13 protein-coding genes are annotated in these 13653 nt (G+C 52.5%); 1 reads left to right on the forward strand and 12 read right to left on the reverse strand.

Annotated features, from left to right (window positions below):
* Window positions 1-2: 2 nt before the first annotated feature.
* The 6 genes from BFW38_RS14920 to BFW38_RS14945 form a co-directional block, all read right to left on the reverse strand.
* Complete coding sequence (locus BFW38_RS14920) at window positions 3-1730, reverse strand: SulP family inorganic anion transporter (RefSeq protein ID WP_218186436.1); 1728 nt, start codon at window positions 1728-1730, stop codon at window positions 3-5.
* A 71-nt stretch (window positions 1731-1801) separates the two neighbouring features.
* Window positions 1802-2683: an MBL fold metallo-hydrolase gene (locus tag BFW38_RS14925; protein WP_068999609.1), complete on the reverse strand. Its 882-nt coding sequence runs from the start codon at window positions 2681-2683 to the stop codon at window positions 1802-1804.
* A 356-nt stretch (window positions 2684-3039) separates the two neighbouring features.
* Entirely contained in the window at window positions 3040-3999 is a 960-nt protein-coding gene (locus tag BFW38_RS14930) for a DMT family transporter (protein WP_084004690.1), read from the reverse strand.
* Between the two features lie 101 nt (window positions 4000-4100).
* Window positions 4101-4808, reverse strand: coding sequence for an AraC family transcriptional regulator (locus BFW38_RS14935; RefSeq protein ID WP_068999611.1), 708 nt, complete (start codon window positions 4806-4808; stop codon window positions 4101-4103).
* A gap of 122 nt (window positions 4809-4930) precedes the next feature.
* Window positions 4931-5686 carry a single-stranded DNA-binding protein gene (locus BFW38_RS14940; protein ID WP_068999612.1) on the reverse strand — a complete coding sequence of 252 codons (756 nt, stop codon included), beginning with the start codon at window positions 5684-5686 and terminating at the stop codon, window positions 4931-4933.
* Window positions 5687-5750: 64 nt separating this feature from the next.
* A complete protein-coding gene (locus BFW38_RS14945) occupies window positions 5751-7139 on the reverse strand; it encodes an MFS transporter (protein ID WP_068999613.1) in 1389 nt (462 codons plus the stop codon).
* 306 nt (window positions 7140-7445) lie between these two features.
* On the opposite strand from BFW38_RS14945, the gene uvrA reads away from it, so the two are divergent.
* On the forward strand, window positions 7446-10265 hold the full coding sequence (gene uvrA / locus BFW38_RS14955; protein WP_069000528.1) for an excinuclease ABC subunit UvrA: 2820 nt from the start codon (window positions 7446-7448) through the stop codon (window positions 10263-10265).
* A 194-nt stretch (window positions 10266-10459) separates the two neighbouring features.
* Here uvrA and rplQ read toward each other — a convergent pair whose 3' ends face one another.
* The 6 genes from rplQ to rpmJ form a co-directional block, all read right to left on the reverse strand.
* Complete coding sequence (gene rplQ, locus BFW38_RS14960) at window positions 10460-10837, reverse strand: 50S ribosomal protein L17 (protein ID WP_068999615.1); 378 nt, start codon at window positions 10835-10837, stop codon at window positions 10460-10462.
* A 42-nt stretch (window positions 10838-10879) separates the two neighbouring features.
* Window positions 10880-11881, reverse strand: a complete 1002-nt coding sequence (locus tag BFW38_RS14965) for a DNA-directed RNA polymerase subunit alpha (RefSeq protein ID WP_068999616.1) — start codon at window positions 11879-11881, stop codon at window positions 10880-10882.
* Between the two features lie 39 nt (window positions 11882-11920).
* Window positions 11921-12541, reverse strand: coding sequence for a 30S ribosomal protein S4 (rpsD, locus tag BFW38_RS14970; RefSeq protein ID WP_068999617.1), 621 nt, complete (start codon window positions 12539-12541; stop codon window positions 11921-11923).
* Between the two features lie 12 nt (window positions 12542-12553).
* Window positions 12554-12937, reverse strand: a complete 384-nt coding sequence (rpsK, locus tag BFW38_RS14975) for a 30S ribosomal protein S11 (protein WP_068999618.1) — start codon at window positions 12935-12937, stop codon at window positions 12554-12556.
* Window positions 12938-13003: 66 nt separating this feature from the next.
* Complete coding sequence (rpsM, locus tag BFW38_RS14980) at window positions 13004-13360, reverse strand: 30S ribosomal protein S13 (protein WP_068999619.1); 357 nt, start codon at window positions 13358-13360, stop codon at window positions 13004-13006.
* 152 nt (window positions 13361-13512) lie between these two features.
* Complete coding sequence (rpmJ, locus tag BFW38_RS17770; protein ID WP_084004691.1) at window positions 13513-13626, reverse strand: 50S ribosomal protein L36; 114 nt, start codon at window positions 13624-13626, stop codon at window positions 13513-13515.
* Window positions 13627-13653: the final 27 nt, after the last annotated feature.

A 13653-nucleotide genomic window follows, 5' to 3' on the forward strand; every position in this document is an offset into this window, starting at 1 on the left:
ACTCAGCATGAGCGGCTCTGATCATGATCATCAAATGGCTGAGAGGCTAAGTGGCTCATCGCTTCAAAGGCCGAGAGAAAAACTTGGCCACTCAGGACATCCAGCAAATCGCTACGCTTGAGGCGGGACATCACTGGCCCTTTGACTTCAGCCAAATGCAACTGCATGCCCAAATCCTTCAACCGTAGATTCATTGCCGCTAGAGAATTCAATGCACTCAAATCAATATCATTGACCGCTGAGCACAACAGGACAACATGGCGAAGCTGGGCGTCGCCCACCACCCGATCATAGAGGTGCTGTTCTAAAAAACGCGCATTCGCAAAATATAAGCTTTCATCTGGGCGCAGCATCACAATTGTCGGGTCGGTTTGCACCCGGTAGCGATAGCGATTGCGAAAATGTTGTGTCCCAGGTACCCGACCCACTTCAGCAATATGCGGGCGCGCGGTATGCCAGAGAAACAAGCCAATGGATAAAGCCGCGCCCGTTACGATCCCCGCCTCTAAACCAAACAAGAGGGTTAAAGAAAAAGTGGCCGCCACCGCAATAAAGTCATCTCGTGCAAAATGCCAGCTGGTGATCAGCATTTTGACATCAACCAACGAGAGCACCGCCACAATGATTGTCGCCGCCAAGACCGTTTTAGGTAAAAATGCCAACCAGGGCGTGAGCACCAACAATCCCAACACAAGACCCAGCGCGGTAAAAGCACCAGCGGCAGCAGTTTGCGCACCAACTTCATAATTCACCGCCGAACGTGCCAAAGAGCCCGACACGGGATAACCACCGGAAAACGAAGCCCCAATATTCGCCACACCCAACGCGATCAGCTCTTGGTCGGGATCAACGCGTTGGCGCTGTTTCATAGCCAGCGTTTGAGCCACCGCAATCGCACTGATAAAGCCAATAACGGCAATCAAAAAGGCGGGCATCCAGAGCTGTTGCAATAAAGGCCAGCTTAAAGGCGGTAATGTCAGCGTCGGCAGCGGGTCAGGAATCGCCCCCACCAAAGCCACCGAAGGCATCAAACCGCTTTTGACACAGAGAACGCCGACGATTACGGCCAGGGCCGGCGCCAGCTTCACGATCAGTCCGGCTCGGCGCGATGAGACCCCACAACGGGACAAGCCTGCGGCGCCATATCGGCGAATGCTCCATAGCCCGACAAGTGTCGCTCCACCAAGTGTCGCGGTGGCGGGCTGCCAATCCGTACCCTGCTGCCACAATGACATCACCAGCGCAGGAAACGTATGCCCCTGGCTCGACATTCCCACCAAAGCAGGCAACTGATTGGCTGCAATCAACAAGCTTGAAGCACTGGTAAATCCGGCCAAAACGGGATAAGACAAAAAATTGATCAAGGCGCCTAGGCGCAGCAACCCCATCAACAGCAAACAAACCCCAGAGAGCAGCGCCAGCGTCAGAGCGAGCGCCTGCGGGTCCGGCGCGGCAAACTGCCCAATCGCAGAGGCGGTCATTAACGATACAATCGCCACAGGGCCGACAGCCAACACCGGGCTGGTGCCCAAGAGGGCATATAACACCGCCGGTAACAATGCGGCATATAACCCAACTTCAGCAGGTAACCCGGCCAACAACGCATAGGCCAAGGCCTGAGGTATCAGCACCAGAATGACCATAATGGCAGCGCTGACATCCCCTAATAAATATTGACGGGAATAATGCCGACCCCATTTCAGTACAGGTAAATAACGACTGAGATTCAAAACCACCTCTTACATCAACATAATTGAGTCGGCATCATTCTGTTGCGCTCAACGCCCATTACGCCACCCAATTAGAGCCGATTGAGTGGAATTTTTAACATCGTCCGCCCTGAAGCATCAGTGGGCATCGCTCCGGCGCGCATATTGACCTGCAAAGCAGGCAGTATCAATTGAGGCATCCCCAGCGTCGCATCGCGCGCCTCCCTCATTGCAATAAAAGAAGCGCGCGTTTGTCCCTGGCCAACATGAATATTACTACGCTTCTCTTCTGCAACCGTGGTTTCATAGCAAAAATCACGATCTCCAGGCGCATAGTCATGGCACATGAATAGCCGCATCTCATCAGGTAGATCCAGGATCTTCTGAATGCTGTCATAGAGTTCACCGGCATCGCCTCCGGGGAAGTCGGCACGGGCTGAGCCTGCATCAGGCATGAACAACGTATCCCCGACAAAAGCCGCATTGCCCATCACATGAGCCATACAGGCAGGCGTATGCCCAGGTGTTGAGAGCGCAAGGCAAGCCATATCACCCACATAATAGGTTTCACCATCCGCAAATAGGTGATCAAACTGGCGGCCATCCCGCGCAAAATATTCATCCTCGTTAAACACATCGGCAAACGTATGCTGAACCTGGGTAATGCGATGACCAATCCCTGTTTTTCCTCCTAGGCGCGCTTTCAGATAGGGCGCCGCAGAAAGGTGATCGGCATGAACATGGGTCTCAATAATCCAATCAACACTCAACTGCTGCTGCTCGATATAAGTCGCGATGGTATCAGCATGGTGTGTTGCGGTACGTCCCGCGGCATAGTCCAGATCTAACACACTATCAATCACAGCACAGGCCTTACTAAAAGGATCTTTAACGACATAACTGAACGTATGCGTTTGCGGATCAAAAAATGGCTTCACCTCAGGCTGAACCTGGATATCAATGGCATAAGACATGACGGCCTCCTCGTGAAATCGCAAGAGCGCGTGTCACCACACCCTCCAACGTAATAACAAATGAAGAATAAGCTAATTCAAATAAAGAATAAACAAGCTTTACTTGTGAAGCACGAGCTGAACGACCGCCAGAATGCATAACAGATAGAACGGCATAGCCCTTCGATAAAAAACACTTTGATAACAAGTACTTTGATAATAAGCGCTGTCATAAGAAGCACTTCGATAAAAAGCTCGGGAATCAAAAAGCTTCACCGTCAAAAAAACACAATCAAAAAAGCCCGCAGAGTATGCGAGCTTATTGATGACTATTGTTATGCAGAGGCGGATCAGGACCCAACCTTTCTCAACCCGCCTCAATCCATTGCAGATGAGGATACCGAAGGCGCTTCAGGCAAACGAGCTTTTGACTTTCTGAAGACAGGGAGAGGCACCATTTGCAACATCAGCCCCAGCAAAATCAGCCCCATCCCCAGCCAACCGATCCACTGAAAACGCTCCCCTACGATGACAACAGCCAGTAACATGGCGACAACAGGCTCAATCAGCGTCAATAACGTCGCTTTGCTGGCCTCAATATGGCGTAAACCATAACTGAATCCCACATAACCTAAAAACATCGGCACAATCGCCATATAAAGCGCCACACTGATATTCACGGGAGAAGCCAATAAGTGGTCTCCGGTCAAACTCAGCGACGGCAATAGCACCAAGGCCGCTAAGCCAAACATACTCGACATCGCAGAGCGAGAATGAACGCCCTGCTCAATCATATGTTTCGCCGCCCAGGAATAAGTGGCATAACTCAGACCGGCCATGAGCCCTAGCAACACACCCAAAGTACGCTCAGAGGCCCCCGTCAGCAACACCGTGCCTTGATGCTGGCTGAACGCCAGTAAAGTGATGCCGACAGCCGCAATCGCAAAGCTGACACACCATCGCAGGGACAACCTCTTTTTGCTGATCAGACACTCAAGAATGACCGTAAATAAAGGCGCACTGGCAATCGAGACAACAGTCCCCACCGCCACACCAGACAATCGCATCGAGCTATAAAAAGCCAAAGGATAAATCGCAACAGAAAGCCCACCGGCCCATAAATAAGCGGGATTCGCCCATAAAATGGCACGATCGAGCCATAAAGTTCTACGCGCATGCAGTACCAATAAGACCCCGCCACCGCCCATCGCAAAGGCACCTATTGCGAGAGCACTGATATCCGGTGCGAAACTGGCAGCCGTGCCGGTTGTGCCCCAGAGAAAGCTCGACACAATAATCGCCAAGACCCCTTTTAAAACCAGATGTTGCTGTGTCATTGGTTGATCCATCGTACAGTCGAAGTCAGCTTTCTATTGTACGAATGAATAGCCTCATGTCTGTGCTGAAAAGACGCTCTTATTGTCTGATCAGACGCAGATTAATGACTAAACTGCCTCGGCGTCAGACCAAAATGCTGAGAAAAACGCCGACTAAAAGCCGAAACATCCGTATACCCGACCAATTCAGCCACACGCTGAACAGCGTAATCGGTGTGCTGCAACAACGCTCGTGCCTTCTCCATACGCAACTGAGTGATGTACTGCATCAGCGTCATACCTAATTGAACTCGGAAGAGTTTTTTTAACTGCGTTTCACTCAGGAAAGCGATCTGAGCTAAATCAGGCAGCGATAATTTATCCATCAAATGCTCATCAATATACATCAACACCTGACGAATTCTGGGATCCACCTGAGGCTGCCATCGCTGTTCCGCCAGTAACCGGCTAAAAGTCTCAAACATCGCCGCTTCCAACGCGGGATTCACTTGATGCTCTAACTGGGCTTCAATGAATACCAGATAACGCTCCAGCGGCCGACTGATCGACAACACCGGCGAAGCGGCCACTTCTAGGTGCTGAGGTAATGTCTCCATATCCGCGACAACGAAACGGGCCTCTTCATTGGCCGTAAAGTGATGCATAACCCCCCGAGGAATCACCACACACTCCCCCGGCGCCACCTTGCCGGTATACCCCATCAGCTCAATCTCAATCACCCCTCGCAAAGGCAACACCAACTGATGAAACGTATGCGTATGACCGTGACGCTGACGACTGTAAGCCCGAATGGACAAGTGATTCGACATCACAACGCCCTCAATGACCGCTCTCTAGAAACGACTAGCATAACCCTGACACACCAAGAGGACACAATAAAAAAACCCCAGCAAGCGCCAGGGTTTTCAGCCATCAGAACATACCGCAGGTATCAGAACGGAATGTCGTCATCAAAGTCATTGAAGCTATCCGGCGCGCCATAACCCGGCTGAGGCGGACGGTTCTGTGGTTGCTGGCCACCCCCCGTTTGAGCCGGTGACTGCGGTTGAGGTTGACCGTAAGCAGCTTGCTGAGGTGCTTGTTGTTGGGGAACAGCCGGTTGAGGAGCAGACTGTTGAGGAGCCGGTTGCTGTGGCGCAGGTTGCTGGGGAACCGGCTGTTGCGGAGCGGCTTGTTGAGGCTGTCCATAGTTGTGCTGCGGTGCGGCTTGTTGACCACCACCAGGTTGACCACCACCATAGGGGTTACCGCCCTGAGGTTGCCCATAACCGCCACTCTGCTGGCCGTAGTTTTGTTGCGGGGCAGGCTGTGATTGACCGGCGTTGCCATAGGCAGGGGCTGCGTCACCACGACCGCCCAGCATTTGCATTTCGTTCACCACAATTTCCGTGGTGTATTTGTCTTGGCCTTGCTGATCTTGCCATTTTCGGGTTTGTAGTTTCCCTTCAACATAGATCTGCTGGCCTTTTTTGACATAGTTCTGAACCACTTCGGCCAGGCGACCAAATACAACCAGACGATGCCATTCGGTGCGCTCTTGTTTTTGCCCGGTCTGGCGGTCGTTCCACTGTTCATTCGTCGCCAGCGTCATGTTGGCCACCGGCTGCTGATTCTGAGTAAAGCGGATCTCAGGGTCCTGGCCGACATTACCGACCAAAATCACTTTATTGATACCACGTGAAGCCATTTTAATTTCTCCCGCCTTTAATAGGGTGTCTTGGGCCGCCGTCTGCGGCAATATCTACGCCTGTTCAGGCGATGCTGGGGCTAGCGCCTGGGTCGCTAAGAAAGCCATTGAGCGCTTCTTCGTCCAGCAGGCTACGGTCGACTTTCAACCACGCCACAGCGGGTTCTTGTTGCACCATGACGTCTTCTACCCCCCGGACGGCCATCAACCGCGCCACAATGACGTCGGTTGGCACCGTCTGGGGTATTTCATTCAGAGATAACATATGACTCGAGAGATGCCGTGGTTTGCGCATACTCAACATGATTAACCACCACAGGGCCGTGCAAGCGGCCAGCGCTTCCAGCAAACCAGAGGCGCCCCAATGCGACATCAAAGCACCGCCGAGCATACCGCCCACAAAAGCCCCTAAGAACTGAGCACTGGAGTAAACCCCCATAGCGGAGCCTTTGAACTCAACAGGCGCTTGCTTGCTGATTAACGAAGGCAAACTGGCTTCCAACACATTAAAAGCAAGAAAGAACAGCCACAACCAAGCAGGTAGCCACCAGTGACTGGCTTTGACGCCCATTCCTAAAACGGCGATCCCTAATAACGCAATCACCAGCAAAAGAATGGGTTTCATCTTTTGCTTTTTCTCGGCCACGATAATAAGCGGCACCATCGCAAAAAACCCGAGTCCCATCGTCGCCAAGTATAAAAGGCCGTGTTCTGACAATGCCCAACCCTGCTGTTTTAACATGCCCGGTACGGCGATAAAACTGGCCGTCAGTAACATATGTAAAGTAAAGATCGATAGATCAAGGCGCAGGAGCTGACCATCTTTTAACACCTGCAAAAACTGTCCCTTTTGCATCCCAACGCCCGGATCAGATAGCCGTCGCCCAGGCTTGGGTACCCAAAAAAGTACAACCAGAATACCGGCCAATGAAAGCCCTGCCGTTAACAGGAATAAGCCTGATAGGCCAATGCGGTCAGCCAACCAAGGCCCTGTGGCCATCGCGACCATAAACGCCAATCCGATGCTCATACCGACGGTGGCCATCGCCTGGGTACGTCGCTCTTCACGAGTAAGATCCGCTAGCAGTGCCATCAACACACTGGCCACAGCACCCGCACCTTGCAAGGCCCGGCCTGCGATCACCTGAGTCAGCGTTTCAGCACCGGCGGCCACAAAGCTTCCCAGGGCGAACAGCAAGAGCCCAAGAATAATCATGGGCTTGCGGCCAAACCGGTCAGACAGCCAACCAAAAGGCACTTGTAATACCGCCTGGGTCAAGCCATAGACGCCCACAGCGATACCAATTCGAGCCGGGGTCGCATCGGGCATTGGCGCTAGCAATAAGGCGAGTACGGGCAAGACCATAAACAGACCCAGCATACGCAGTCCGTAAAGGCCCGCGAGCCCACTGATGGCCCTCAGTTCGAGCATAGAAAAAGCGTCACGCGTCATGATGGGACCCGTTAGTGGAAAAATGGAAAGCCTTCTATTTTACTCAGCCAAGGGCTCTGACACCACCGCTGTCGTTTTATTCCTTGCGCTAAAATCATTCAATATTATCTCACTGACAGCATCATCAATGCCGCTCTTGAATCGATCTGTGCCGATATATCGCAGTTGTTTTTGCGGTTCGGGGCCTCGCCACCGCATAATAGTGGATTGAGTGCTTAGTGAGAGAATGCTGCCGGGGCATTGGAGCCTGCGCATAGCGCCCTCATATAGCCTATCTAACTCTCCGACATGAGGTGTGACGTGGCACTGGACAAGATTTTGGTCCGTGGAGCAAGAACCCACAATCTCAAAGACGTCTCGCTGGAGATCCCCCGTGATAAATTAGTCGTAATCACGGGCCTGTCTGGCTCCGGCAAGTCTTCCCTGGCATTTGATACTCTGTATGCAGAGGGTCAACGCCGTTATGTTGAATCACTCTCGGCTTATGCTCGCCAGTTTCTCTCCATGATGGAAAAGCCTGATGTTGACCATATCGAAGGTCTATCTCCGGCGATTTCTATTGAGCAAAAATCAACCTCCCACAACCCTCGTTCGACTGTCGGTACCATTACCGAAGTTTACGATTATCTCCGTTTGCTCTATGCGCGAGCAGGGACACCTCGCTGCCCTCATCATGATGTTGAACTGGAGGCGATGACGGTCAGCCAAATGGTCGATCAAGTCATGAGTCTACCGGAAGGCAGCAAGGTCATGGTGTTAGCGCCGGTGATTCGCGATCGTAAAGGAGAGCACTTAAACCTCATCGCCGATTTACGGGCCCAAGGGTTTATTCGCGCACGGATTGATGGGCGAATGGTGGAGCTCGACGAAGCACCGACATTAGATAAAAAACGTAAGCACACGATCGAAGTGATCGTCGACCGATTGAAAGTCCGTGATGATCAGCAGCTGAGATTGGCAGAATCCTTCGAAACCGCACTCAGTCTAACAGAAGGCGTCGTGCTAGTAGGGTTTATGGATGAAGACCGTGAGGACTGGTTGTTTTCTTCACGCTATGCCTGCCCTCACTGTGGCTATGCAGTCTCTGAGCTTGAGCCACGAATGTTCTCGTTCAATAACCCTGCTGGGGCTTGCTCCGCCTGCGATGGGCTCGGGGTACGCCAATTCTTTGACCCCGAAAAGCTGGTGCGCGATAACGAACTATCACTGGCCGAAGGCGCTATCCTCGGTTGGGATCGACGCAGCCTCTATTATTTCAACCTGCTCAAACAAATTGCTGCACAACTCGATTTCAGCTTGGAGACCCCTTGGGGAGAACTTCCAGAGGATATTCGCAAACTGATTCTCTTTGGCAGCGGCAAGCAGCCACTGGAATTCACCTATAACAGCGATCGCGGCCGTAAAGTCGTTAAGTCACACCCTTTTGAGGGCGTTGTTCCCAACCTAGAACGGCGCTACCGAGAAACCGAATCCCAAAGTTTACGTGAAGAGCTCGCGCGACAACTCTCAACACAGGCCTGCCCCAGCTGTCATGGCACACGACTGCGTGAAGAATCTCGTCATGTGTTTGTCGGTGATTTGGCCTTACCCGCCGTCACCGCTAAACCCATTGGCCAGGCTTATGACTATTTTGGCCAACTGAAACTAGACGGATATAAAGGCAAAGTCGCCGACAAGATTCTTCATGAGATCCAAGAGCGGCTTGGCTTTCTGGTCAATGTCGGCCTCGAATACCTCACCCTGAACCGCAGCGCTGAAACCCTCTCAGGAGGCGAAGCTCAACGAATTCGTCTAGCTAGCCAGATTGGTGCCGGCTTGGTCGGTGTCATGTACATTTTGGATGAGCCTTCAATTGGGCTACATCAGCGGGACAATGACCGCTTGCTGGCCACCCTGACACGGCTACGCGATCTGGGGAATACCGTCATTGTCGTCGAGCATGATGAAGATGCCATCAGGACCGCCGACCACGTCATTGATATCGGCCCAGGCGCCGGGGTTCATGGAGGACGAGTTGTGGCCGAAGGCGTCCCTCAGGCGATCATTGATCACCCCGACTCTTTAACCGGTCAGTATCTGTCGGGACGTCGTCAAATTGAAGTGCCGGCTTTCCGCCATAGTGCGGAAAAAGGCTTTTTAACCCTGAAGAATGCAACTGGACACAACCTTAAAGGTGTCGATGTCAATTTGCCAGTCGGGCTCATGACCTGCATTACAGGGGTCTCAGGCTCAGGCAAATCAACGTTGATTAACGGCACCCTTTATCCCCATGCGGCGACTGAACTCAATGGAGCCACCAGCCTCACGCCAGAACCTTGTGATGGCATAGAAGGCTTAGATTTGCTGGATAAAGTCATCGATATTGATCAGAGCCCGATTGGTCGTACGCCGCGTTCGAATCCGGCCACCTATGCGGGAATATTCACACCGATCCGCGAACTATTTGCCGGGACTCAAGAGGCTCGCTCTCGCGGCTACAAACCGGGCCGATTCAGTTTTAATGTCAAAGGGGGCCGCTGCGAAGCCTGCCAAGGCGACGGGCTGATCAAAGTCGAGATGCACTTCCTACCGGATATCTATGTCCCATGCGATGTCTGCCAGGGTAAACGTTATAACCGGGAAACACTGGAAGTCCTTTACAAAGGCAAGAACATCCATGAAGTGCTGGAGATGACGATTGAGGAAGCTCATGAATTCTTCTCTGCGGTGCCCGCTATCGAACGGCGTTTACAAACACTGATCGACGTCGGCTTATCGTATATCCGTCTGGGGCAAAGTGCGACCACCCTCTCTGGGGGCGAAGCGCAAAGGGTTAAGCTCGCGCGCGAGCTTTCCAAGCGCGATACTGGGAAGACACTGTATATCTTAGATGAGCCCACAACAGGGCTTCATTTCGAAGATATTCGACAGCTGCTGGCGGTACTCCATCGACTCAGAGACCAAGGCAATACCATCGTCGTCATCGAACATAATCTCGATGTGATCAAAACAGCTGACTGGCTGATTGATCTCGGTCCAGAAGGGGGGGATGGCGGCGGTACTATTGTCGCCACAGGAACGCCTGAAGCCTTGTGCGACGTTGAAGCTTCACATACGGGTCACTTTCTCAAACCGATGCTGAGTTGATGGTTTGTTTGAGAACTGAGAACTGAGCCGACGTGATCAACGAACAAAGCCCCCAGTGTTCACTGGGGGCTTTTTACTGGCCAAGAGATCGGTGAGCACAAGCTCTCAGAGAGAGCGTCAGCTCAAAGAAATCAGCAAAAAAACCGGCCCCTGAAACAGGGGCCGGTCGTGATAGCTATAGACTGCTCAGCAGTTTATTCGTCTTCGGAAACTTCCGGACGATCAACCAGCTCAACATAAGCCATCGGGGCGTTATCACCAGCGCGGTAGCCGCACTTCATGATCCGAACGTAACCGCCCGGACGAGTGGCGAAACGCTTGCCCAGATCAGAGAACAGTTTACCAACAGCCTCTTTAGAGCCAGTGCGAGCAAAGGCCAGACGACGGTTAGCAACAGTATCTTCTTTAGCTAAAGTAATCAGCGGCTCAATAACACGACGCAGCTCTTTAGCTTTAGGCAAAGTTGTCTTGATAATTTCATGCTCAACCAGCGACACGCTCATGTTTTTGAACATGGCACGACGGTGGGAGCTGGTACGGTTTAAGTGGCGACCACTTTTGCGATGACGCATAGTTCCAGTTCCTTACCAAACCTTAAGGGGCTCGAATTGACGTCAGGCAGAAGCCTTGTCGTCGTTCTTCAGGCTGGCCGGCGGCCAGTTCTCAAGACGCATGCCGAGAGACAGACCACGGGCGGCCAGAACGTCCTTGATCTCGGTCAGGGACTTCTTACCCAGGTTCGGTGTCTTCAGCAGCTCAACTTCTGTGCGCTGAATGAGATCACCAATGTAATAGATGTTCTCAGCTTTCAGGCAGTTCGCTGAACGGACGGTCAATTCAAGATCGTCTACCGGACGCAGGAGAATAGGATCAATTTGATCTTCTTCCTCTTCCGGCTCCTGTTGTTTGTCGGCTTCTAAATCGACGAACGCAGCCAGCTGTTCCTGAAGAATGGTCGCTGCACGGCGAATGGACTCTTCCGGGTCCAAAGTGCCATCAGTTTCCAGATCCAGAACCAGTTTATCCAGGTCAGTACGTTGCTCTACACGTGCTGCCTCGACGTTGTAGGCGACCCGGCGAACCGGACTGAAAGTTGCATCTAGCTGAAGTCGACCAATCGGACGCGATTCGTCTTCATCGCTCAAACGGGCATCAGCGGGAACATAGCCTCGCCCAGTCTGTACTTTCAGCTGCATCTTCAGCTCGGAACCCTCATTCACATGAGCAATAACCAGATCAGGATTCACGACTTCGATGTCGTGATCGACCTGGATATCACCGGCTGTGACGACACCCGGGCCCTGCTTGTGCAGCGTCAGCACAGCTTCGTCGCGACCATGCATCCGGATAGCGACTTCTTTAAGGTTGAGCAGAATCTCGATGACGTCTTCCTGCACTCCTTCAACCGCGCTGTACTCATGGAGCACACCATCGATTTCTGCCTCGACGATTGCACAACCGGGCATTGAAGAGAGCAGAATGCGACGCAGAGCATTCCCCAGGGTATGACCAAAACCCCGCTCAAACGGTTCGAGAACGATCTTCGCTCGCGTCGGGCTGATGGTCTCAACCTGAATATCGCGCGGGCGGAGAAACTCTGTCACTGAACGCTGCATATTTACACCTACTTGGCTGCCAAACGGATACTCTAAGAATTACTTGGAGTACAGCTCGACGATCAGGTTTTCGTTGATGTCGGCAGACAGATCACTGCGCTCAGGCACGGCCTTGAACACACCTTCCATCTTCTTGCTGTCAACGTCGACCCAAGACACGTCGGCACGCTGAGAAGCCAGTTCCAGCGCCTGCTTGATACGCAGCTGCTCTTTGGCTTTCTCACGGATCGCGACTACGTCTTCAGGCTTAACCTGATAAGACGCAATGTTAACGACACGACCATTTACAGTCAGCGCTTTATGGCTGACCAGCTGACGCGCCTCGGCACGAGTGGAACCGAAGCCCATGCGATAAACGACGTTATCCAAACGACACTCGAGAAGCTGCAACAGGTTTTCACCTGTAGCGCCTTTACGGCGGGCTGCTTCTTTGTAGTAGCTGCGGAATTGCTTTTCCAGAACGCCGTAAATACGACGGACTTTCTGCTTTTCACGCAACTGTAAGCCGTAGTCTGAAAGACGGCCACGACGCTGACCGTGTTGTCCCGGAACGGTTTCTGATTTGCACTTCTTATCGAAGGGCGTCACACCGCTCTTGAGGAAGAGGTCAGTCCCCTCACGACGTGAGAGTTTACACTTAGGACCTAAATAACGAGCCATGAATCTGTCTCCTTATACGCGGCGTTTCTTCGGCGGACGGCAACCGTTGTGAGGAATCGGGGTCACATCGGTGATGTTAGTAACCTTGAAGCCTACGGCGTTCAGAGCGCGAACAGCAGATTCACGGCCCGGACCAGGGCCCTTAACCATAACGTCGACGTTCTTCAGACCATACTCGGCTGCCGCAGTTGCGGCACGTTCACTTGCCACTTGGGCCGCGAACGGGGTGCTCTTACGAGAACCACGAAAACCCGAACCACCGGCAGTAGCCCAAGACAGGGTATTGCCCTGGCGGTCAGTGATCGTAATGATCGTATTGTTAAAAGAGGCATGGATGTGCGCAATGCCATCCACAACCGTCTTTTTAACCTTCTTACGAGTACGCGGGTTAGCCATAGTATCCTGTATCCTGAATATATAGCCTGCCGATGGACCCTAATGCCTCAGGCCCACCTGAGCAGCTTATTTACGAATGGGTTTGCGCGGACCCTTACGGGTACGGGCATTTGTCTTAGTACGCTGACCGCGCAGCGGCAGGCTACGACGGTGACGCAGACCGCGGTAGCAACCCAGATCCATCAAGCGTTTGATGTTCAGGGTACGCTCACGACGCAGGTCGCCTTCAACTGTCAGCTTACCTACTTCTGCACGCAGAGCGTCGAGTTGTTGCTCGGACAGCTCTTTGATCAGAGTGGTTTCAGCTGTGCCAGTAGCGGCACAGATTGTCTTTGCAGTGGTCCGACCAACACCGAAGATGTAAGTCAGAGAAATCACTGCATGCTTGTTATCCGGAATGTTGACGCCGGCAATACGAGCCATTCAGCTTACTCCGATTCTCAGCAAACGCGCTTTAACCAATTGAGGGTTAGCAACGTCGCTCCAGTTTTTACGTCCACGAAAGGCGCGAAAGGATACCCCTTGACATCATAAATATCAAGGGGTTCCTTAAACCTTCGCGGTCCAGTCCAGGATTAACCCTGGCGCTGTTTGTGACGCGGTTCGCTACAAATCACACGAACGGCACCACGACGACGAATGATCTTGCAGTTACGGCAGATCTTCTTAACAGATGCGCGAACTTTCATTGTCTACTCCACTACCCAGGGATGGAA

Origin of the sequence: Terasakiispira papahanaumokuakeensis (assembly GCF_001709345.1) — a bacterium.
In the GTDB taxonomy this organism is placed as follows: domain Bacteria; phylum Pseudomonadota; class Gammaproteobacteria; order Pseudomonadales; family Halomonadaceae; genus Terasakiispira; species Terasakiispira papahanaumokuakeensis.